Raw genomic sequence first — 21,224 nt, forward strand, 5'->3', positions numbered from 1 at the left:
CTATTATTCTTTTCTAAGCGATTGCTTGCTCGGTAAAACGCGGTAAAACACCTCACCGGGTTTGATCATCCCCAGTTCGTGGCGGGCCCGCTCTTCTACCCCCTCCAAATCCAACTTCAGGTCCTGGATATCTGCCTCAAGCAGTTTATTACGTTTACTTAATTGTTGATTAGTAAGCTCATGGCTGGCGACCGCTTTACGCAGTCGGGTGTAATCCTCAATGCCATTATGACCAAACCATAACAGATACTGTAAGTAAAAAAACAAAGCCACGAGGCCTAATTGAAATAGGCGCATTATGTATCCTTTACAGGCAATGGTTGCCTGAAGTTTTTCCAGTTTATTCGTGTTGTTAACAGCATTTCCCGCAAGCTTAATGTGCGCGGCGATGTGACCTTATATTGCTGCCAACGATGGCCACAGCAGGCCGGCGTAAAATGCTTCTTGCCAGGCCATAACAGCGTCACTTTTTGATGTTGTATGCGGCTATCTTGATACTGACCCTGCAAATCAAACCATCCGCTTTGATTGCAATGCACTCGGTTACTACTGACTTGATCAAGCGTATCGAGCATTACATACTGCATCCCTTGCTGCGCCACCAATACCGGGACTAACATGCCAATTTGCGCAAAGCGACTATAAAACGCATGATTTTTCTCGCTATCTGATACTGGCGCCTTAGTGGCCTGCTTGGCAATCCAACTGCCATTTTGCCCATCTAAGGTTAACGGGCTATGACCACGAACGATGTGAAACGCCGCGCGCTCGACATAATAAGGTAAGCTGGCTAGCATACGCGCCACACGAGCCGCATCACCGCTGGGTTCAAGGTGCTGGCTTAAGCGCTGTAGTTCTCGAGCATAAAAGGCATTACACAACTCAGCATAGAGCACCCGCTGCTGATCCAGCGCAAATAAATCGGCCTGCTGCGATGACGGTTGCTGCACAATACCTCCTAGTCGTAGAGGTTAAGTTTATACCATAGTTGTGCAAAATTTGAGAAGCATGATATCTGTCCGATGCTTCAAGATACTCGCGCTATTTAGGTTGCTCACCTAGGCGGGCAAAACCTGTTTCCATGAATTGCACCACTTGAGGGCGTTTTTTGCCGATCAAAATGCTGCCATCAGCTAAAAACATAAAGTTTTGCCAATGTTGTTTAAACACATCAAACCGAGTTTCGATAACTTCATCGCGGCTATTACAAAAATAGACTGTGGTGTTGTCTTGCCAATCTAAATGACTAAGAATCGGCTCAGGGATTGCTGTTTCATCTTCGAATGCCTGCTCCCAAAACACCTCTTGCGCTTGCCAATGCTGCGCTTGGCATAGCCAATCATCTTCGCTAAAGAAATCCGGGTGGTCCTTATCTCGACTGATAAAGGTCGACCACAGCACCGCAGAACGGGTTGGCGTCATCGGTTTTATCTGCGCCAACTGTTGTGGGGCTATCAATAGCTCTTGGTGCTTAAACACCCAAGCCTTTGCGTATTCATCCAAACACAAGTAATTCATTCAATATGGCAACTTATCGCAGCGCGAAACAATATCGGCCATTATACCTGTGTTAGCGAGCGCTGTCACAGCATGACTTGGTGTACAAATCGAACTATGGCAGACTAAGCACATTGATGTCAGACCAGTAACAGGATTATTCCGTGCATTTCGATTCTACCGACCACTACATTGCCAGTAGCGCCTTAAAACAAGCTGTCAACGCAGCGATTGCCCTACAAAAGCCGCTGCTGATCAAAGGCGAGCCCGGAACAGGAAAAACCTTATTGGCTGAAGAGCTCGCAAAAAGCGTTGGCAGTGAACTGATTCAGTGGCATATAAAGTCCACCACCAAAGCGCAGCAAGGGCTCTACGAATATGATGCGGTATCTCGCCTTCGTGACTCACAACTAGGGGATGAGCGTGTCCATGATATCGGCAATTACATAGTTAAAGGGAAGTTATGGCAAGCGTTTGCAAGCGATGAACAAGGTCCGCGTCCGGTGCTGTTAATTGATGAAATCGACAAAGCCGACATCGAGTTTCCGAACGATTTACTGCTGGAGCTCGATAAGATGGAGTTCTTTGTCTATGAAACCGGTGAGCGCGTAGTCGCTAAACAACGCCCCATTGTCATTATCACCTCCAACAACGAAAAAGAACTTCCCGATGCCTTTTTACGCCGTTGCTTTTTCCACTACATCGACTTTCCAAGTCCTGATGAAATGCAGCAAATTGTCGATGTTCACTACCCCAACATTAAGCAAACGCTATTGCGTGAGGCGCTAGAGGTGTTTTTTGGTTTGCGCCAAGTCGATGGCTTAAAGAAAAAACCTTCCACCAGCGAGCTTCTCGACTGGCTTAAACTGTTAATGGCTGAAGACATCAGCCCCGAGGTACTGCAACAAAGCGCAGATAAAGGCGGGTTAATGCCATTATTTGGTGCCCTGCTTAAAAACGAGCAGGATGTGTCGTTAATTGAAAAGCTTGCGTTTATGAGCCGCCGCTAATGTTAATTGAGTTCTTCTTCACCCTGCGTAAGTATCGCTTGCCAGTCAGCCTGCGCGAGTTGCTGGATTTGTTAGCGGCCCTCAAAGCGGGCGTGGTATTTGCCGATACCGAAGGTTTTTATCACCTTGCTCGCACTGTTATGGTCAAGGATGAAACTCATTTCGACCGTTTTGATAAAGCCTTTGCCGACTATTTCGAAGGCATAGAAGATATCGATTTACTCGAGGCGCTGAAAGCCCAGCATACGCTTCCAGATGAGTGGCTACGCAAAGAGTTTGAAAAGCACTTAAGCGCTGCAGAAAAAGAACAAATAGAGGCCATGGGCGGTTTAGATAAGCTCATGGAAGAATTAAAGAAACGCTTTGAAGAACAACAAAAACGCCATGCCGGTGGTAATAAATGGATAGGCACCGGCGGCACCTCGCCCTTTGGTGCTTTTGGCTATAACCCCGAGGGTATTCGCATTGGTCAACCAGGGTCACGGCAGCGCCGCGCGGTAAAAGTGTGGGATAAACGCCAGTATCGTAACCTCGATAGTAGCGCAGATATCAGCTCTCGGACCATGAAGCTGGCATTGAAAAAACTGCGTAAGTTTGCCCGTACCGGAGCCAGCGATACCTTAGATTTACCTGAGACTATTCGGGCAACGGCGAAACAAGGGGGCATGTTGGATGTAAAAATGGCACCCGAGCGACATAACGCCGTAAATGTCATTATGCTGTTCGATATTGGCGGCTCCATGGATGACCATATTCACCTATGCGAACAGTTGTTCAGCGCCGCTCATGGTGAGTTTAAACACCTGGAGTTCTTTTACTTCCACAACTGCGTGTATGAACACCTATGGCAAGACAATGACCGTCGTCACGACCAAGTCATTGATACCCACAACCTGATGCAGCGCTTTGGCAGCGATTACAAAGTCATCTTTGTCGGTGATGCCACCATGGGTCCATATGAGATAGCCTACCCCGGTGGCAGTGTTGAGCACTGGAATGAAGAGCCTGGCGCGTTATGGCTACAGCGTATTACCCAACATTTTGACAAAGTAGTGTGGCTCAACCCACAGCCACAATCGCATTGGCGTTATTACCACTCCATCGAGATGATAGACCAACTCATGGCAAGTAACGAGCAAAGCCGCATGTTTCCGCTCACCCTTGATGGTATTAGTGCAGCAATTAAAGCGTTAACTTAGCTGTGGCAACATGGAATAACATCTAGATTAGAAAAAGCACGTTATTTTTTCCGCAAATCCATCAGTGTTTAACTCGACCAAAACTGTAGGGCGACAAAACCCAGGCTAAAGCTAATTAAATAGGCCATGCCCAACCAGCTTAACGCCTTTAACCAAGTTGGCTGATTGATGTTTGCCTGTTTGACCAAACGCATATTAAGCCATGCAAATACCGGCGTGGTTAAAAAGGCAAGGGTCATGGCAAAGGTAAGCATTTCTTTTAAGTTGCTTTTAAAAAATAAGATCACTGCCATCCCGGCACCCGCTTGCAGTATCAGCCAGGAGTGGAGGTGACGTGGTAGCAACCGACGGTTAATTAACTTGGCACTGGTAAACAGCGTGCGGGCATACCCATCTAGCACCGTAAGCGTGGTCCCCAACATACATAAGAACGCCACGGCGGCAATCAGCCAACGCGACCACTCACCTATGGTTTGCGTATACATATCGATGAGCTGCTGTGCAAACGCGACCCCAGCCAAAGCAATCTCACTGCTGCCGCCGTATTGTATCAACACCCCTAAGGCAAAAAATACCACTGCCAAGAGCGCGGTGACCACATACCCCAAGTTAAAGTCGAATAAACCAGTGTTTGTAGTTATCGTGGTATTGCGCCGCTTTGCTTGCAGCCACAATGAGTTAAGCGCGGAGATTTCGATAGGTGCGGGCATCCACCCCATCATCACTACAATAAAGCTCAGCGCCGCCAAAGAAAAGAGATCGGGCGCTTGAAACTCTGCGCTCATCGCCATCGGTGCACCGCCGCTTTGCACCCAGGCAATGGCCAATGCACCTAGCGTGCTCAACGCCAGTACCGCCATAATTACTTTAGCCACGCTGTCTAAGGCGCGATAATGGCCTAACAATAGCAATATCAGACAAAACAACAGTATCAGGGCTGATAACGCCGTTAACCCAAGCGCTCCACCGAGCATATAATGGGCCAGCGCCGCCGTTAATAGCAGTACCCCGGCAGTATTAACGATGGCAGCAATCAGGTTCAAGGCTACAAAGCTATAGAAAAACCCAGGCCCCTGCTTTTTGTAACCCTCGACTAGGTTGTCGTTGGTCGCCAAGGTGTAATGCACGCCGAAACGAAAAAAAGGGTATTTAAGCGCATTCACGGCGATGATCAGCCATAACAACGGCCACCCAAATAACGCCCCGGCTTGGGTCGAAGCAACCAGGTGTGAGCCGCCGATGGCGGCAGTCGCCATTAATATTCCCGGCCCTAAAGCCTTTACATACTGCGCATAATTCACTAACTGCATGGGTTTTTCTTATATTTTTTTCTAGGCTCTCAGGCTAGGTGGAATCATCATTCAATTCAAGTACATAGTGCACTATTTTTAATCAACTTAGGTGCTCAAATAGCAAACAGGACTGACCACTTAGTTGCCAGTTGCAGCTAACCTTCTTATAATTCGCCGCGATTCGTAAGCAAGGAGCCCACATCAGGCTCCTTTTTTTATGGCTAAATTTCAGAGGCATCATGCGCTTATTTCGTTCACTTAGTGGTTTTTCATTGCTTATTAGTAGCGCGGCAGCACTGGCACAACCCGCTCAACTTAGCGGCTTTGCCACTGTCGGCGTAAGCTATAATGAATCCGAGCAATACGGGTTTCGTACTGATGTATCGGTAACCGATGGTAAAACAAACTCTGAATTAGACTTTTCCTCGTTGTCGCGATTAGGCATTCAGTTACACAAGCAGTTTAATACTCAGTGGGGCTTTACGGGCCAGTGGGTACTGAAAAGCCACCCCGACTATAGCCTTGGCGATGTTACCCAACTGGCATTTTTAAGTTACTCACCAAAGCCAAACTGGACCATCAAAGCCGGGCGTACCGCGTTTGATTTGTTTATGATGAGTCCTTATCGCAACATAGGCTATGCCTATACAGCGACCCACGCACCCATTGAGTTTTATGGCCTTATTCCCCATCGCAGCATTGATGGTATCGAACTATCTTCAGCCCACGCCACCGATCAGGGGATGTTCTCCACACGCTGGTATTACGGCAAGTCAAAGGATTACCTTACAAATTTCGATTTTCAATGGCGAATAGCTCTTGATGATATCGCTGGCGCTACGCTCACACTAGAGCAAGGTAACTGGCTTTGGCGAGCCAATTATACCCAAGCCTATATCGATAATGAGCCCGACCATTACGCCCAACTACGCGAGCTGGCGCAAAGTGTGCCTGAACAAATCTGGCCTCAAGCACAAGATATTGCCAAGCGTTTAAAAACGGTGAATACACGGTTGCAGTACGTGACCTTAGGCGCAAAGTACGATAACGGTCAGTACTATGTGCAATCGGAAATTGCCCGTGTCAGTGCTGATTCAGACATTCTCTCACATTTGCACAACGGGTATGTCGTTTTCGGCACAAGATGGCAAGATTTCACTGTGCAACTGGGTTACTCAGTGACGCATGGCAAGCGCCAGCAGATTGATAAACCACAACTAACAAACCCCCTCGCCAATGAACTGCATTTTCAGCTTGAGCGCGGCTTTAACTATTACGTCAACGATCAGTCAACAACTTCGCTCAGCACTCGCTATGATTTTCGCGCTGATATGGCGGCTAAACTGCAGCTCGAGTACATTGATTTAGACAGCAGCGATAACCAATTTATGCTGCGCCGCGAGGTGTTTTCTACGCCAGAATCATTCACCGTTGTAAGCGCGACGATTGATTGGGTGTTCTAGTATGAGAGCCTTCATCATCACGTGCGCACTTTACGCTTTATTGAGCGCGGTTGCGTACGGACAAGAAAAAATAGCCGTTATAGTTAATAAGGCAAACCCTACGCAAAGTTTAACCACCAAGCAGTTAGTTGACTTGTATATGGGTCGACTTATCGCTTTTCCCTCTGGGGAACATGCCGCACCTTTGGACATGCAACCGGATTCATTGCTGCGTGAGCAGTTCTATCAAGGTCTAACTAAGCGTCCGATTGGCAGCATTAATGCGTATTGGTCACGGGTCAAGTTCAGTGGCCATGCAAAACCGCCTTTAACTATGGCAAGCAGCGCTGAGGTAATAAAAAGGGTCCGAGAAATTGACAATGCCATCGGCTATGTAAAGCTTAAAGAAGTCACTAACGACGTGAAGGTAGTTTATACTCTTGTTCAATAAACATAGCCTGATCCTGCGCTTAGCCATTGCGCTTGTACTCACTTCGTTAATCGTTGGCGTTATCGCAGTGAAATACTATTACCGTAGCGTCTACCAGCAGGAGGTAGAGAAAGCCAACCTTGCTATTGCTCAGCTGCATATGACAGTCTCGAGCACTGCCTCTATTGCCGCTTACTTGCAAGACGAAGACTTAGCAATCGAAGTTATCAGTGGCCTGTTAAAGAACGACAGTATTCTTGCCGCGCAAATCCAAGGCACTCAGCCATTAGCAAGTCAAGGAGAAGGTGATTGGCAGCAAGCAAAAACTTTCACCTTGTATAATCCCTTTTTTGCCAATGAGGCGGTCGGACAAATGCGTCTATTACCGGCCTGGTCCATGATAGAACAGCGAGCACGGTCGATAGCGCAATCCAGTGCGCAACTATTGGTCTTTCAAACCCTCGCGGTATTACTCACCTTTACGATTTTGGCTTATTTTATAATTACCAAGCCAATGGCGCGACTTAACACTCAGCTTAAGGGCATCACCCCCGGCGGCGATAATCGCTTGCACACCCCATTCGCGCACAACGCCAGTGAAATAGGCGAAATTACCCACAGTATTAACGCTATGCTTGCGCAAACGGAGCGGCTCTTTAACCAAGAGCGGGCACTGCGTTCTGAGGTACAAAAGCTAGAAGGTCGGCTACGCTTATTATTCGAGCATGCGGCGTCAGCAATGATCCTCGCCCGCCGCGAAGGCAATATCATCCTTTATAACGCGTCCACAGAGCGGCTGTTTAACCGCCTCGGTATTCCTTTGGAAAAAGATTTGTATCAACTTGTGGCGCGTACTTTTAATGAGCCTGAAAAAATTATCCGCTCTATTCGCAACTCCTTAGATCAGCATGATATTGCCACCGGTGAGTACCAGCTATGCACTGACTGCCAACAAGATTGCATTTGGGCTCATATTCTTGTTACTCGCAGCTATGGTAAGGAACAAGATACCTACCTACAGATTTTTATTAATGATATTACTCGCCACAAAAAAATGGTCGCTGAGCTTAACGAAGCAGCCACCACAGACCGTTTAACAGGCTTATTTAACCGCCTAGGAGGCGAACAGGCGGCACAACAACGCCTTGATAACGACCAAGACATTACCTTGATGTTGATTGATCTTGACGGCTTTAAACCGATCAATGATGTGTATGGCCACGACGCAGGCGACGACATCCTTTGCCATGTGGCAACACAACTACAACACCATGTGCGCAAAGAGGATGTATGTATTCGTTGGGGTGGTGATGAGTTTGTCATCATTCTCGATGCGCTTGAACAAACACCGGCGTTACACCTTGCCGACAAACTCCGAGAGGCGCTCAGCCAAGCCACACGATTGGACAATGGCGAGCAAGTAAGTGTCGGTGCCAGTATAGGTATCGCCACTTCTCCTGGACACGGTACCACCTTACAAGATCTAGTGATTGCCGCCGATCAAGCCATGTACAAGGTAAAAAACCAGCAAAAAAATGCCGTTGCTATGGCTGATATTTAGCTAAACTCAGCGCCTCTATTTTGATATAGCGGATGCGGATACCTCTCTACAAAAACGTTATAAAGTCACATTAGTGTATTATAAGTACCACAAAAAGGTCTTCTTTTGTCCATCACTTTGCAATAACCGCTCCCTAGTATAAGCCCCGCTTTCAACAGGCAATTATATCGCTGCAGCGAGACCTTAGGTCGCAGTATCGACTGCAACATTGATTAAATAACTATAAGTGAAGGGGCGTTTCACATGCTTAATACTAAGCTAAAATTATCTTTTTTGACTGCTTCCATGGCCTTAGCGTTGGCAGCCTGCGATGGCGACGACGGTGAACAAGGTCCGCAAGGCCCAGTTGGCGAACAAGGCCCAGCTGGACAGGATGGCGCCGATGGCCAAGATGGAGCAAGTGGCGAAGACAGCGCAAATGCACAAGCAAGTGGCAAATTAACACGCTTGGCAACGGTACCTGCTGGAGCTGAAGTGACCGGTGCATTCTTAACTCGTCAGGGCGATTTGTTTTTCAATGTTCAGCACCCTGATGACACCAATGCCGCCATGGATGAGTTCAATGGCCGCGCTATTAATCGTGGTACCGTAGGCGTACTAGCGGGCGTAAACTTCAACCAGCTGCCTAAAAATATCGTTAGCTCACCAGTGCCAGAATCGGATTATGAGCGTCAAACCGTAGTGTCAGCGGTAGGCCAATACCAAGTGTTAGGCCAGACCGGTGATACCTTTGCTGATTTAGGTGATAAAGGCTTGCCCGGTGGGTTAGGTGTGCATTACTCCATGGTCGGCAATGAGAAAATTATTGAGAATGAAAACCCAGATTTTAACGGTTTTATCCCTACTAGCGACAGTGAGGGCTACTTATTCACTAACTGGGAGTCATACCCTGGGGGAGTTAGCCGCTTAAAGCTAAGCAAAAATACTCAAGGTACTTGGTCAATCGCTGAAGCCATGATGGTTGATTTCGATAATGTTTGGGGCACCGCAGCTAACTGCTTTGGTTCAGTGTCTCCTTGGGGCACCCCATTAACCTCAGAAGAGTGGATTGTGCGCTCAAGCGTTGACTCAACCACCGATGCCAGCTGGAATGACCCAGCAGACACTAGTACCGATGGTCTTGAGATGCTTACAGCACCGGATTTCCCTAACCCCTACCGTTATGGTTACATTGCTGAAATCACCGCGCCCACCAGCGCCAATCCAGAAGTGGTAAAACACTACACTATTGGCCGCTATGAGCATGAAAACTCAGTGGTTATGCCGGATAGAAAAACCGTGTACTCGTCACAAGATGATACCGGTGGGGTGTTGTTTAAATTTGTCGCCGATACCCCGGAAGATTTGACTGCTGGCACATTATACGGGGCAAAATTGACTCAGGATGAAGGCCTTAGTGACCCAGCGGTCACAGGATTTGATGTTGAATGGATAGCTCTGGCCAGTGGCGATAACACCACAATTGCAGCTTGGATTGCTGATTATGATGGCATTGATACCAGTGATTATGTTGCAGGTAAAACCAGCTATATGAGCATGGCTGACGTACAGGCCTGGGCTGATGGCGCCACTCATTACCCAAGTGAAGCACAAGGCGGAAGCCCTGTTACCGCTGGTGAGCCTATGGATGACCGTGCGGCCTTTTTAGAGTCTCGCCAAGCAGCTCGCTTAAAAGGAGCCACCGCAGAGTGGCGTAAGCTCGAAGGCATTAGTATCAATCATGACCGCGTTATGGAAGCAATCACTGGCCAAGATATGATTGCCGATGAAATCGTCACCGAAGCGTTTATGTATATTGGTATCGCTGATATCGATAACACCATGATTGACGATGAAGGAGACATGCAATTATCCAATCGCGTGGAAGACTGTGGTGGCTTATATCGTGCACACATAGATAGCAACTACAGCCTCACCCGTATTGAACCTGTGGTAATGGGCTCCACCTATCGCCGCAGTCTTGATGGCGCAGCACGTTGTGACGTAGAGCAGTTATCACAACCAGATAACACCATCGTCATGCGCGATGGTCGCGTGATCATCGGTGAGGATGGATTCCAAGAAAACAACACCCTTTGGTTGTACGACCCAGCAGGCAACTAATCCTCGCACTCTATGAGGGGGTTGCCCCCCTCATTTACCTATAACTTCCCATCGGTGTGCCATTATGATGAAACTTAACTCGGCGCTGGCCCTTGCACTGGCTGTTTTGCTGTGTGCATGCTCGGAACAACAGCGTACGCAACCATTATTAACGACCACAACTACCAGTGAGGGCGCAGACTTTGCCTACCAACCCACAGAGCAAATTCCTGCAACCGCCTATTTAGAGCATGGTGCAGTGTATAATCCTGAGTCGGTGATCCCGCCGCAGTGCTACACTAAAACACAAGGTAAACATAATCCTTGCTACGCCTGTCATCAGACAGACCGCCAAGATAGCAAACGTCCGAACCAAATGAATGATGGTAATCTGCAAGGTGAATACCAGTTCTCGGATTTGGGAATGAAGAATCATTGGCGTAATTTATTTATTGATCGCAGTGAGATGATCGCATCTATTTCCGATGAAGAAATAAAGCAGTGGATAAACGAAGATAACTATTCGCCATTTATTGAAAAACTGCTGGCAGACAGCGAGTGGCAAGGTGAAATAGCGCATATTCAAAACCTTGCTTATCCGCAGCAAGCCTTTGATGAGCTTGGTTTTGCTCGCGACAAGAGCCACTGGGTTGCGTTTAATTATAAACCCTTCCCTAGCACCTTTTGGCCCACCAACGGCTCCACCGGTGATGTGATGATCCGCCTTGGTGCCCCCTTTCGTGAACTTAACGGGCAATATAATCAAGATGTATACATTGCCAACCTCAGCTTAGTGGAGATGGCCATTAAGGGCTTAGAGCAATTGAGTACGCCTTCTATCTCCGAGCAAGCGATCGGTGTAGATCTTAACGGCAACAACCGACTCGAAAAGCAAATACACGCTATTAGCAAACGCAGTCACTACTTAGGCGATGCCCAAGATATCGAGTTGGCTTACCAGCTCTACCCTCAAGATACTGAGTTTTTGCACACCGTGCGTTACATTGGCGTGGACCCACAAGGGCGTATTTATAATGCACCACGCATGAAAGAAGTACGCTACATGCGCAAACACAACTTTAAATCAAAAGCACGCTTGGCCTCTTTCTATTACAGTGAGGCGAAAGAGAAGCATTTCGAAAAGTTGCCACGCACTCGACCATTAGGTGATAAAGGCATTAATAATATGTTTGGGTGGACCATCAATGGCTATATCGAAGATGAGCAAGGGCAACTACGCCACCAAGACATTCAGGAAATGGCATTTTGCAATGGCTGCCATAAAACCGTGGGAGCGACGTTTGATCAAACCTTTTCCTTTCCACGCAAAGTCACAGGGCGAGAAGGTTGGGGCTATATAAACTTGGCAAGTATGCACGATGCACCCAACATTGGTGAAACCCAAGGCGAGTTTTTAACTTACCTTCAACGAGTGGGAGGTGGCGATGAATTCCGACAGAACAAAGAAATGCTGCGGCGTTGGTTCAACTCAGATGGCAGTGTGAATAAAGCTAAGGTGACAGCCATCGACAGCATTTACGAGTTGATCACTCCCTCACCACGCCGAGCACTGGACCTAAATAAAGCGTATCGCACAATTGTCGCTGAGCAGAGCTATTTATTTGGCCGTGATGCAACTATTGCCAAAGCCACTAACGTATTACAGCAAGTAGATGAATCCCAGGCACCACTCGAAGAGCAACATCGGTACGTATGGGATATGCGCCTAGACTGGGAGCATGCTCAGCGACGCGATGAAGCCCGCACACCCACTGTTCAGGAGAGTGAGTGATGGGCACACCCATAGAAGCTTTTGTATTAGCAAGTCTGCTCATGGGCTTAGGGATTGGTGCTGATGTCGCCATCGCCACCCTAACCCAAGCGAAGCAGCTCTCGAGCCGGCGTAGTGTATTCACTTGGATAGCGGGGGTCACACTAACACATACGATGTTTCCTATGCTTGGTTACCTCGCGGCTTATTTTAGCGTGCAGCAAGTCCCCGTACTCACTCCAATTGTTGGAGTTATCGCATTCATATTTGTAGGTTATTACTTGCTCAGTGAGTATCGCAGCAATAGCGAGCACGCCCCTAGTATAGACCCCAAATTACTGAGTGCGGCACTGATCGTTACCGTTAGTTGGGATGCACTATGGTCGGGGCCGGCTAAATCTGCACAAGTCATCGACTGGGCGCAGTGGATGGTGTGGTTGTCATTTGTGATAGTGGGTCTGGTGGTCGCGCTCTTGGCAGTCGCTAGCTTACACCTTGGCCGCAAAGCTGTGCTTTATGCGCCAACACACTTCAGCCACCAGCTTGGCCTGTGGTTACAGTATTCGGTGATTAGCTATTTCGCGGTACTGGCTTTGCTGCGTTATACCTTTGCTTGGGATACCCCTTGGTGGGCTATTTGGGCACTGTGTGCAATTATTAACGCACTGCTATTAGCGCTTCGCAAGGTAGGCCAAGCAGGCACACCTAAGTGTGCTTAGCCAAGCTTAAAATTGCTTAAGGGTGCTGCTGTGATAACGCTCCGCGCTGGGCTCTACTTGGTAACGTTCGGCTAAGGTGTCCAGTTTGGCCTGCTCCAGTGCTAATTCGTCCATGGTGATGGTGTTATCGTCAAGTTGCCAAAGCTGGCGCGAACCAGAATAACTGAATTGCAAGGCATGCATGGCCTCGACATTGCCTTGTTCCGCCGCCGCCTTAATTTTACGCAGGCGGCGCGTGATCTGATTCAGCGCCTGCTTTAAGTGCCATACATACAGCACTTCTCGCAAATACGGGTGGTGTTGCACACGCTTTAGTACCAAGGCAATGGCCGCACAGGTGATAATCACGCCGAGCAAGTTCCAGTGAAAATGACTGCCGGATGCACTGGGAAAAGCGATAATCAGTAATCGCGCAATGCCGAGACTCCCCAAGACCAAGGCACCAATACAGGCAGCTAAAACTCGGTTTAAATGCTTTCTATAACGCGCTTTATCGATTTGCTGTAACTTCATAAGGGCAACCACAGATATAAAAACGCAGCGATTATAGCAAGCGCTGCGAGCAAAGTACTATCACTTATGGATAAACACTGGCCCACAGTCGTTGGCTATGGGCCTAGTTGTTAAATAACGATGAAACTCACCAATAGGTATGCAATAAAAGTTAATGCACCGCCGAATAAAGCATAAGGCATTTGCGTTTTTACGTGAGTAAGCAGATCGGAGCCCGAAGCAATGGCAGACACCGCACTGGTATCAGAAATTGGCGAGCAGTGATCGCCGAACACGCCACCCCCTAAAATAGCGGCTATCACCAGTGAAGGTGGTAATCCTAACGCTTGGATCAGCGGCACACCTATGGGTATTAAAATAGCAAAGGTGCCCCACGAGGTGCCGGTGGTAAAGGAGATCACCGCGCCGGTTACAAACAGCATTGGCACCACCAATACCAACGGCAGGTAATCGCCTACCAATGAAGCAACAAACACCCCTGTACCGAGCTCTTTTAAACTCGCGCCCAAGGTCATCGATAGCAAAACAATCGCCACCAATGGCAATAGCTCGCCCATGCCTTTAAAGCCCATGTCCACCAATTGGTGATGGCTGAATTGGCGGCTTGTACTGAGTAAGAAATAAGCAACAACACAGGCTAAAATAGTCGCATACAACACTGATTTCGAGCCACTGCCACTGGCAATATCACCGTTACCAGTCCAGAACATAAAACCAACCATAGAAACTATCAATGTCGCCAAGGGCACCAGCATAAAGCGTGCTTTAGTGCCTTTGTCCGCTGTTTCGTTAACCTCTAGGCGCTCCAACTTTTGCTCGGCCACTTTCATTGGTCCGTGTACTTTATCGAAGGCGATAGTGTAGGCCACGATCAATAAGGCGATAATGGCATAAAAGTTATAACCAATGCTGCCCCATAAGATAGACACCGCAGACTGCTCCAGCTCATAGTTTTCTAACAGCCCAAGCACATAAGCGCCCCAGCCATTAAGCAGAATTAAAATACACACTGGAGCACTGGTGCTATCAATAATATAGGCCAGACGCGCCCGGCTCATTTTAAATTTATCGAATAGGCCGCGTGAGAGGATCCCCGCAGTTAAGACACTGAGGTTTGACTCGATAAATACGGCAATACCGGAAAACATGGTCAAAAAGCCCACCTGCCGCTTTGACTTTGCCACCCCTTTGCCTATTAACAGGTTTACGGTTGCCGCCACCCCGCCAGACTCGCGAATGTAGGCAAGCAGTGCACCGATAAGAATACTGAATAACAGCACGCGACTATTCCCCGCAGAGGACGCCGTTGCCACCACACGTTCTATAGTATTAATAAAAGTGAAGAAAAGTGTGTTACCGTCACCCTGGAGTGCAAGCAAAAACTCCGAAGAGGCCACCGCGACTAACAGCGCCATTATGACCTCTTTGCGCCAAAATACGATTGCAATGGCAATCAACGGCGGCAAAATGGAATACCAAGACATGTTGTTATCCTTGTTCTTATAAAGCTTGAATAGTCTTGCAAATGAGCATAGATTATTCAATTAATTTTAAATTTACTGTAATTTTTTAGTTATGCATCCACTTCCCTACTTCCCCTACGTGGGTCAGCAAATGCAAGTCGAAGGCCTTGCTATAGAAGCGCTTGCTCAGCAGGTGCCAACGCCCTTTTACTGTTATTCCAGTAAAGCGATTGCCAGCAATTACCAGCGCTACAGTGACGCATTTGCAGGGTTGGATAGCTTAATTTGTTATGCCGTAAAAGCCAACTCCAATCAGGCAATATTGGCGACCTTAGCGCGTTTAGGCGCCGGTGCCGACACCGTCTCTGAAGGCGAAATACGGCGTGCCCTAGCCGCCGGGATCAGCGCTGATAAAATCGTCTTTGCCGGCGTAGGCAAAAGTGTTGCTGAAATACGCTACGCTTTGGCGCAGGACATTTTACAGTTCAACGTAGAATCCGAACCGGAGCTGATGCGCATCAGCGAACAAGCGCACAGCATGGGCAAACGCGCGCGGGTCTCGATTCGTGTTAACCCGGATGTTGAAGCCAAGACCCATGCCAAAATCACCACGGGAATGGCCGAGAATAAATTCGGTATTGCCATCGACTTAGCTCCTGCACTGTATAAACGGGCCGCCAATCTGCCGGGCATCGAGGTGAGTGGTGTTGACGTACATATCGGCTCGCAGTTAACCGAGCTGACCCCGTTTGACCAGGCCTTTAGTAAAGTTGCTGACCTGGTGACAAGCCTGCAGCATCACGGTATTGATATTCAGGTCATCGATATTGGCGGCGGGCTCGGGATCAACTATGGAGAGCAATCCCAAGAGCCAGATATCACCACCTATGCTAGCTTTGCCAAAGCCCATTTAGGCCACCTTGGTTGTAAAATTATCGTCGAGCCGGGGCGTTCAATACTTGGCAATGCCGGGGTGTTAGTGTCACGCGTTGAGTATGTGAAAACCGGACAACAGCGTCACTTTTTAATTTTAGATGCGGCCATGAATGACCTTATTCGCCCCAGTATGTACGATGCCTATCATCACATTGTCACGGTCACCGAGCAAACGCAAAAGGTCACTTATGATATTGTCGGTCCGGTGTGTGAAACGGGGGACACTTTTGCCAAAGGCCGCACCATTGGCCAGTGCCAAAGTGGCGATTTGGTAGCGATTATGGGCGCAGGCGCCTATGGTGCAGTGATGGCCTCACATTACAATTCCCGCCTTAATGCTCCAGAAGTACTGGTAAAGGATGATCAATACAGTATTATTCGCGAGCGTATCGATTACGATACTCTTATTGCCATGGATTCCCTGCCCTCTTGGTTATAGCCTTAGAGCCAAGCCTACTTGGCTCTAATCAATTCATACTTATAACTTTTATATAGATAACCTACAGAAGCCCAGGGGCACCTCAGGTGCTTAAGCGCGACTCCTTTTATATATTTTATTTTTACTTTAAAGAATAGTTAGAAAATTTTATTCTTGATTAATGATGGCAACACTTGTTTAATAGTTAAGCAACATTTGACGTTGCTCTTATACATCACAGGGTAAAAAGTCCAACCGATAAATAATTTATTATAAGGACGGGGATACAATGAAACAGATCACATCCGGGTTTAGCCTTAGCGCATTAACACAGGCTACTGGCCTGGCGCTGCGCGCACCAAAAACGGCACTCACCTCCACTTTAATCGCTGCAGCCTTTGTTAGCGCCCCAGCGCTGGCGGCGCTCACCGGTGGCATCAAAGGCAAGGTGATTGCCGAGCAAACCGACCAATCCATGGCCGGAGTCACAGTCATCGCCACCAGTAACGTCATGCCAAAACCGCGACGAGCCGTAACCCGAGCAGATGGTAGCTATGACCTCCCGCAACTCAAACCGGGTACTTACGAGCTGACCTTTACCAATAAAGACGGTGCCAGTCAGCGTATGACGGTACAAGTGCTCTTGGAGCAAACCTCAAAGGTGGATGTGGCGCTAAGCATGACCGGCAGCAACACCGAAGTGATCACCGTTACTGGCAGCCGACTATACCGCCAGGGTAATTCATCGTTAACCAACTCCTTAGGAGAAAGCGCCATTGAAGGCGTCCCCATCGGCCAAGATTATCGCGATCTACTGAAATTGGTCCCCGGTGTCGAGCTTTCTGAAAACTCCATCCTTGGCCCCTCAGCCGGCGGGTCTGGGGTCGATAACTCTTATGGTTTCGACGGCGTCAATGTCTCATTGCCGATGTTCGGCAACCTCGCCTCCGAGCCCTCGACGCATGATATTGAGTACGTAACCATGGATCGCGGCGGCGCTAAGGCTGTGGACTTTAACCGCTCCGGAGGCTTTGCTATCAATACCGTGTCGAAATCTGGCACCGACGAGTTTCGCGGTGGCGTGGAATATAAAGTGCAGCCCAAAAGCCTCGTAGCGAGCCCTGTTGGCGAGGAAAGTTATGAGCTCGATAAAAGCTGGCTGACAGCCAGCCTAGGCGGCCCGCTGATTGAAGATACACTGTATTTCTACACTTCTTACTACCGCCCGGAGGAAGAGCGCAGCAACAAGGGCACTGCTTATGGCGAGGTCAAAAATTATAAGAGCGTGCGCGATGAGTACTTTGGCAAGCTGACCTGGGCCCCCACTGACGACTTGCTGTTTAATATCTCGCAGCGGATGTCGGAGAAAACCCTTGAGGGCGACTCCATCGGTCAGTTTGAAGCCGACAGCGTCTCGGTGGGCGGACAAACCGACCAAGATATTTTCACTGTTGATGGCTCGTGGCTGGTCGGCTCGGCCACCACTCTCTCGTTTCAATACAGTAAATTTGAGCTAGAAAGCGGCTCACGCCCTGATACTGAACTTAGCGTGCAGCCTTCGCTATCGGCGCAACTCGATATCAATAACCTTGAGCAAATGGGTTACTTTAGTGTCCCCACACCACTGGATGCTGACTCAGGCTACACCGCAGAGCAAATAGCCGCTTTTAACAGTGCCGCGAATGCGCTTATTGAACAATATGGATACAGCGAAAATGGTGTTAAAAAAGGCGGCGGCGGTGTTGGTGCGTATTATCGCTATGATAGCCAAGACTTCTACCGCGACTCCTTCGAGCTCGCCCTCGACCATGAATTTAGTTGGGGCGACAGCTACCACACTCTACACTTCGGTGGCCAATGGTCTGAAGGTGAGGAAGTGCTCACTCGCTTATCAAATGGTTGGGGCCGTATAGAATACGTTGGCGGCTTGGACGAAAGCTTAGAGCAAGGCAGTAGCACACCGGTGATTTACCGCGCCTTCGTTGAGCAAATGAGCCTAGTTGATAACCAAGGCGATACGGTGCCATCTATTATCTCGAGCACCGAAACCCTTAACTTTGAAATTAACGATACCATTGAAATCGGCGATTGGACCTACAACATTGGCGTTATGTTCAGCCAAGATACCTACTATGGCCAAGGGTTAAGAGCAAAATCAGGAACGGTTTCTGGGTATGAATTAGCCCCGGGTAATAAATATCAAATGTACCAGACCGACTGGGCCGATATGGTGCAACCCCGCCTCGGCGTCACTTGGAATTATGCAGGCGAAGACTCGGTATTTGCCAACTTTGCCATGTATAACCCCGATACTAGCTCACTGGCTCGTGCTGCATCGTGGGACCGTAATACCCGTGGCGAGCAAGAAATCGAATTCGATAGCGATGGCAATATTATTTATGCCGAGCCACGCGGTGGCTCATCAGGTAAAGCGTTCGAGAAAGGCTTAAAACCACGGCGTATTAATGAGTTCACCGTGGGCACAACCAAATACATTGGCAGTGACTTGGTGGTACGCGCCCATGTGCGTCACCGCCGAGGCATGCACTTTTGGGAAGATATGCCCAATAACGCCAGATTAACCGATTACAGTGGCCTTGATGTGCCAGGTATTCCTGCCGATATCGCCGAGCAAGGACTCTTCATTGATAACCTCGATGCCATTCGCGAGGAAATTGGTGGCTCTTCTTATGTTATCGCCGAAGTGCCGGGAGGCGAAACCAAATACTGGGAAGCCAGTCTTGAAGCTGAATACATGGGCGATAACACCTATGTCAACGCCTCCTATGTGTGGAGTCATTACTATGGTAATTTTGACCAAGACAACACCACTGCGACCAACGATGCCAATAACTTCGTCGGTTCGTCATTTTACGGTGACGGTCGCGGCCGTTACCCTTGGGATTACCGCTATGGCACCCTAGCTGGGGATAAGCCACACTTATTTAAAGTCTACGGCTATTACACCACCCCTTGGGATGCGAACGTCGGTGCCTACTTTGTGTTTCAATCCGGTAAGCCTTGGGAAAAGTGGCATGGCACCCCCTACGGTTATGCTAGCGATACCAGCCGCTATGCCGAGCCCGCCGGCAGTCGTCGTAGTGCCAGTCATTGGCAGTTAGACCTCAATTACACTCAAGAATTCACGGTGTATAACGATGTGGCGATGCAATTTCGCGCCGATATTTTCAATGTTTTTGACCGTCAAACTGGGTATAACAACAATCCCTATTTTGATGATGAAAACTTCGCTGAGCCGCGCCAATACTATAGCCCTCGCCGAGTTCAACTGTCGGTCAAAGTCGAGTTCTAAGCTCCCCCCAGCAACCACGTAAAGCGCCGCTTGCGGCGCTTTTTTTAGCTTTGATGTTCAGCAAAATCAGCTTGCGCTCTGGTTTTCATAAGCTGTAGCAATGAAGTATGAAAATCATGAAAAATGACTTCTCCCCATAGGCGCGAATACAGGCCAAAATGAGTGTTGTCTTCAACGCGAGTTCGTAACGTTAAACGACTTCTTTTACTATCAAGTACTTCTATAAAATAACCACCATCAAGTGGGGCAAAGTACTTGCCACCAAGTTTGACATGTTTGTCCAAGGCGTTATCAGGGATACGCTCTGGGTCAATATCAAAACGATAGGTCATTTGCTGATTTTCGACCCATGAAGTGATCACTTCATTAAATTGCACCTGCTTTTGCCAGTGACTGGTACGCACAGCGCCCACACCTTGACCAGACATATCTGCGGCGATGGGCTTAGGTACGCCAATGAGCGATGCGAAGGTGGTGGGTAACTCATTACTCTCAATCGTTGATACCGTTGCCAGCTGTCGCCAAACCGCTGCCGCTGGAGCGTTAATATCAATACTGTCTTCAATCACATAGGTGGCTGAACGAGTTAAAAAGTGCAGCTCTAACGGGGCAACAATCACAGGTAAAACGACGATGCTGAATAAGGCGCCACGCTTTTTACGATGCACCAAGCGCACACATAATCCTGCCTTCCAGTAAGGTCACGACACTGACCACTAAAAATACAAAAATAGGCTGCCACGCTAGGGCAATCATTTTGTATAAGACAGCGAAGGAGTGACTCTACATTGACAATAAATACGAATAAACCCGATCACAAAAGGGACTAAGAACATAAACGACAGGGTCACCAAACTCCCCAGTGATTGTAGCGCTTCTACTTCCCATAACAGCCGAAAGCCGAGGCCATACAGAGCGCCCAGAACAATCCCCAAATGCCGTGCAAATTTCTCGGTCATGGTCGCTCCTCATCGGAGGGATCTTTAGGTAGTGAGTCAGGCACTAACTCTGCCAATCGCTTTTGCACCTGCTGTTGTTCGTCAATCGTTAATGCTCCATAGCTGCGAACATAAGGCCAGCCATAGCCCCAGCGATACCAAGTTGGATAAAGTGGCCCACCACCGAGCTGAACGCCGATATGCATCAAAGTAGCGATTGCAGGCTCATCCAAATCGCGCACACACTGCGCTAATGCAGCATCGGCGGCATCGCGCTGTGTCTGAGTTCCACCCTGCCAATAGGCCAAGTCATGACTAATACAACAATGCTGCCACTTAACGCTGTTTGTTAGGGTACCATCGGGGAACAAGCTACAACCATCAGTGGTAAATGGGCGCAGCTCTGCGCCGTGCGCGAACAGCGGCAACATTAATAACAGCCAGTGTGAAAGTTTAGTCATCCTATCTCCAGCCCAGGCGGCTCATAAATAGCGAACGGACTGGACTTACATGCAATCCTAATCGGCATGTCTCTTCCTTGGGTAAGTAAAATAATTAGCCAGTTATTTAATAACGAATGCATTGAATTAGCAAATGACTGAGGCGCTAAAGGAAAAAGAAAATGGCATCTAAACGATGC

The 21,224-nt window shown here is 48.4% G+C and carries 19 protein-coding genes; 10 read left to right on the forward strand and 9 right to left on the reverse strand.

Annotated elements, in window-relative coordinates; all coding sequences use genetic code 11:
- Positions 1-3: 3 nt before the first annotated feature.
- The 3 genes from ftsB to MHM95_RS16070 form a co-directional block, all read right to left on the reverse strand.
- On the reverse strand, positions 4-297 hold the full coding sequence (gene ftsB / locus MHM95_RS16060) for a cell division protein FtsB (RefSeq protein ID WP_022946460.1): 294 nt from the start codon (positions 295-297) through the stop codon (positions 4-6).
- Complete coding sequence (locus MHM95_RS16065; RefSeq protein ID WP_138547651.1) at positions 297-950, reverse strand: hypothetical protein; 654 nt, start codon at positions 948-950, stop codon at positions 297-299. Before MHM95_RS16065 ends, ftsB begins: the two co-directional genes overlap by 1 nt.
- A gap of 91 nt (positions 951-1,041) precedes the next feature.
- Positions 1,042-1,518, reverse strand: coding sequence for a DUF2947 family protein (locus MHM95_RS16070; RefSeq protein WP_045978503.1), 477 nt, complete (start codon positions 1,516-1,518; stop codon positions 1,042-1,044).
- A 143-nt stretch (positions 1,519-1,661) separates the two neighbouring features.
- Between MHM95_RS16070 and MHM95_RS16075 the strand changes: the two genes are divergently transcribed.
- Together MHM95_RS16075 and MHM95_RS16080 are read left to right on the forward strand one after the other, a co-directional pair.
- Entirely contained in the window at positions 1,662-2,507 is an 846-nt protein-coding gene (locus MHM95_RS16075) for a MoxR family ATPase (protein WP_138508969.1), read from the forward strand.
- Complete coding sequence (locus tag MHM95_RS16080; RefSeq protein WP_053910673.1) at positions 2,507-3,706, forward strand: VWA domain-containing protein; 1,200 nt, start codon at positions 2,507-2,509, stop codon at positions 3,704-3,706. The genes MHM95_RS16075 and MHM95_RS16080 overlap by 1 nt, the downstream gene beginning before the upstream one ends.
- 68 nt (positions 3,707-3,774) lie before the next feature.
- On the opposite strand, the gene MHM95_RS16085 is transcribed toward MHM95_RS16080, so the two are convergent.
- Complete coding sequence (locus tag MHM95_RS16085; RefSeq protein WP_239385760.1) at positions 3,775-5,016, reverse strand: divalent metal cation transporter; 1,242 nt, start codon at positions 5,014-5,016, stop codon at positions 3,775-3,777.
- Positions 5,017-5,237: 221 nt separating this feature from the next.
- Here MHM95_RS16085 and MHM95_RS16090 point away from each other — a divergent pair, with 221 nt between their 5' ends.
- The 6 genes from MHM95_RS16090 to MHM95_RS16115 all read left to right on the forward strand — a co-directional run bounded on the left by MHM95_RS16090 (position 5,238) and on the right by MHM95_RS16115 (position 13,003).
- The gene (locus tag MHM95_RS16090; RefSeq protein ID WP_239385761.1) at positions 5,238-6,461 is read left to right on the forward strand and encodes a porin; all 1,224 of its coding nucleotides are present in this window, start codon (positions 5,238-5,240) and stop codon (positions 6,459-6,461) included.
- 1 nt (position 6,462) lies between these two features.
- Positions 6,463-6,891 carry a hypothetical protein gene (locus MHM95_RS16095; RefSeq protein WP_022946452.1) on the forward strand — a complete coding sequence of 143 codons (429 nt, stop codon included), beginning with the start codon at positions 6,463-6,465 and terminating at the stop codon, positions 6,889-6,891.
- Complete coding sequence (locus tag MHM95_RS16100) at positions 6,881-8,431, forward strand: sensor domain-containing diguanylate cyclase (RefSeq protein WP_138547646.1); 1,551 nt, start codon at positions 6,881-6,883, stop codon at positions 8,429-8,431. Before MHM95_RS16095 ends, MHM95_RS16100 begins: the two co-directional genes overlap by 11 nt.
- A 243-nt stretch (positions 8,432-8,674) precedes the next feature.
- Positions 8,675-10,534, forward strand: a complete 1,860-nt coding sequence (locus MHM95_RS16105) for an alkaline phosphatase PhoX (RefSeq protein ID WP_239385762.1) — start codon at positions 8,675-8,677, stop codon at positions 10,532-10,534.
- A gap of 67 nt (positions 10,535-10,601) precedes the next feature.
- Positions 10,602-12,305: a hypothetical protein gene (locus MHM95_RS16110; RefSeq protein WP_239385790.1), complete on the forward strand. Its 1,704-nt coding sequence runs from the start codon at positions 10,602-10,604 to the stop codon at positions 12,303-12,305.
- Positions 12,305-13,003 carry a manganese efflux pump gene (locus MHM95_RS16115; RefSeq protein ID WP_239385763.1) on the forward strand — a complete coding sequence of 233 codons (699 nt, stop codon included), beginning with the start codon at positions 12,305-12,307 and terminating at the stop codon, positions 13,001-13,003. Before MHM95_RS16110 ends, MHM95_RS16115 begins: the two co-directional genes overlap by 1 nt.
- A 6-nt stretch (positions 13,004-13,009) precedes the next feature.
- Here MHM95_RS16115 and MHM95_RS16120 read toward each other — a convergent pair whose 3' ends face one another.
- On the reverse strand, positions 13,010-13,516 hold the full coding sequence (locus tag MHM95_RS16120; protein WP_022946447.1) for a DUF3087 domain-containing protein: 507 nt from the start codon (positions 13,514-13,516) through the stop codon (positions 13,010-13,012).
- A 110-nt stretch (positions 13,517-13,626) separates the two neighbouring features.
- Positions 13,627-15,000, reverse strand: coding sequence for a Na+/H+ antiporter NhaC family protein (locus tag MHM95_RS16125; protein ID WP_045978496.1), 1,374 nt, complete (start codon positions 14,998-15,000; stop codon positions 13,627-13,629).
- A 91-nt stretch (positions 15,001-15,091) separates the two neighbouring features.
- Between MHM95_RS16125 and lysA the strand changes: the two genes are divergently transcribed.
- Positions 15,092-16,354 (forward strand): diaminopimelate decarboxylase, encoded by a 1,263-nt coding sequence (gene lysA, locus MHM95_RS16130; protein ID WP_045978495.1) that lies wholly within the window; start codon positions 15,092-15,094, stop codon positions 16,352-16,354.
- A gap of 268 nt (positions 16,355-16,622) precedes the next feature.
- Complete coding sequence (locus MHM95_RS16135) at positions 16,623-19,646, forward strand: carboxypeptidase regulatory-like domain-containing protein (RefSeq protein ID WP_239385764.1); 3,024 nt, start codon at positions 16,623-16,625, stop codon at positions 19,644-19,646.
- A gap of 44 nt (positions 19,647-19,690) precedes the next feature.
- Here the strand turns inward: MHM95_RS16135 and MHM95_RS16140 are convergent, their stop codons facing one another.
- The 3 genes from MHM95_RS16140 to MHM95_RS16150 all read right to left on the reverse strand — a co-directional run bounded on the left by MHM95_RS16140 (position 19,691) and on the right by MHM95_RS16150 (position 21,045).
- Positions 19,691-20,323 (reverse strand): hypothetical protein, encoded by a 633-nt coding sequence (locus MHM95_RS16140; protein ID WP_239385765.1) that lies wholly within the window; start codon positions 20,321-20,323, stop codon positions 19,691-19,693.
- A gap of 75 nt (positions 20,324-20,398) precedes the next feature.
- Positions 20,399-20,605, reverse strand: a complete 207-nt coding sequence (locus tag MHM95_RS16145) for a hypothetical protein (protein WP_239385766.1) — start codon at positions 20,603-20,605, stop codon at positions 20,399-20,401.
- Positions 20,602-21,045, reverse strand: a complete 444-nt coding sequence (locus MHM95_RS16150; protein WP_235419819.1) for a hypothetical protein — start codon at positions 21,043-21,045, stop codon at positions 20,602-20,604. The genes MHM95_RS16145 and MHM95_RS16150 overlap by 4 nt, the downstream gene beginning before the upstream one ends.
- Positions 21,046-21,224: the final 179 nt, after the last annotated feature.

This window comes from Pseudoalteromonas sp. CnMc7-15 (genome assembly GCF_022347925.1).
GTDB classification, from domain to species: domain Bacteria; phylum Pseudomonadota; class Gammaproteobacteria; order Enterobacterales; family Alteromonadaceae; genus Pseudoalteromonas; species Pseudoalteromonas ruthenica.

What these genes read in the sequence shown, in the direction of transcription:
- MHM95_RS16095 (WP_022946452.1), top strand. Translation starts at nt 6,463, where the DNA reads ATGAGAGCCTTCATCATCACGTGCGCACTTTACGCTTTATTGAGCGCG.
- MHM95_RS16085 (WP_239385760.1), bottom strand. Translation starts at nt 5,016, where the DNA reads ATGCAGTTAGTGAATTATGCGCAGTATGTAAAGGCTTTAGGGCCGGGA.
- lysA (WP_045978495.1), top strand. Translation starts at nt 15,092, where the DNA reads ATGCATCCACTTCCCTACTTCCCCTACGTGGGTCAGCAAATGCAAGTC.
- MHM95_RS16070 (WP_045978503.1), bottom strand. Translation starts at nt 1,518, where the DNA reads ATGAATTACTTGTGTTTGGATGAATACGCAAAGGCTTGGGTGTTTAAG.
- MHM95_RS16145 (WP_239385766.1), bottom strand. Translation starts at nt 20,605, where the DNA reads ATGACCGAGAAATTTGCACGGCATTTGGGGATTGTTCTGGGCGCTCTG.
- MHM95_RS16135 (WP_239385764.1), top strand. Translation starts at nt 16,623, where the DNA reads ATGAAACAGATCACATCCGGGTTTAGCCTTAGCGCATTAACACAGGCT.
- MHM95_RS16105 (WP_239385762.1), top strand. Translation starts at nt 8,675, where the DNA reads ATGCTTAATACTAAGCTAAAATTATCTTTTTTGACTGCTTCCATGGCC.
- MHM95_RS16080 (WP_053910673.1), top strand. Translation starts at nt 2,507, where the DNA reads ATGTTAATTGAGTTCTTCTTCACCCTGCGTAAGTATCGCTTGCCAGTC.
- MHM95_RS16110 (WP_239385790.1), top strand. Translation starts at nt 10,602, where the DNA reads ATGAAACTTAACTCGGCGCTGGCCCTTGCACTGGCTGTTTTGCTGTGT.
- MHM95_RS16115 (WP_239385763.1), top strand. Translation starts at nt 12,305, where the DNA reads ATGGGCACACCCATAGAAGCTTTTGTATTAGCAAGTCTGCTCATGGGC.
- MHM95_RS16125 (WP_045978496.1), bottom strand. Translation starts at nt 15,000, where the DNA reads ATGTCTTGGTATTCCATTTTGCCGCCGTTGATTGCCATTGCAATCGTA.
- MHM95_RS16120 (WP_022946447.1), bottom strand. Translation starts at nt 13,516, where the DNA reads ATGAAGTTACAGCAAATCGATAAAGCGCGTTATAGAAAGCATTTAAAC.
- MHM95_RS16150 (WP_235419819.1), bottom strand. Translation starts at nt 21,045, where the DNA reads ATGACTAAACTTTCACACTGGCTGTTATTAATGTTGCCGCTGTTCGCG.
- MHM95_RS16090 (WP_239385761.1), top strand. Translation starts at nt 5,238, where the DNA reads ATGCGCTTATTTCGTTCACTTAGTGGTTTTTCATTGCTTATTAGTAGC.
- ftsB (WP_022946460.1), bottom strand. Translation starts at nt 297, where the DNA reads ATGCGCCTATTTCAATTAGGCCTCGTGGCTTTGTTTTTTTACTTACAG.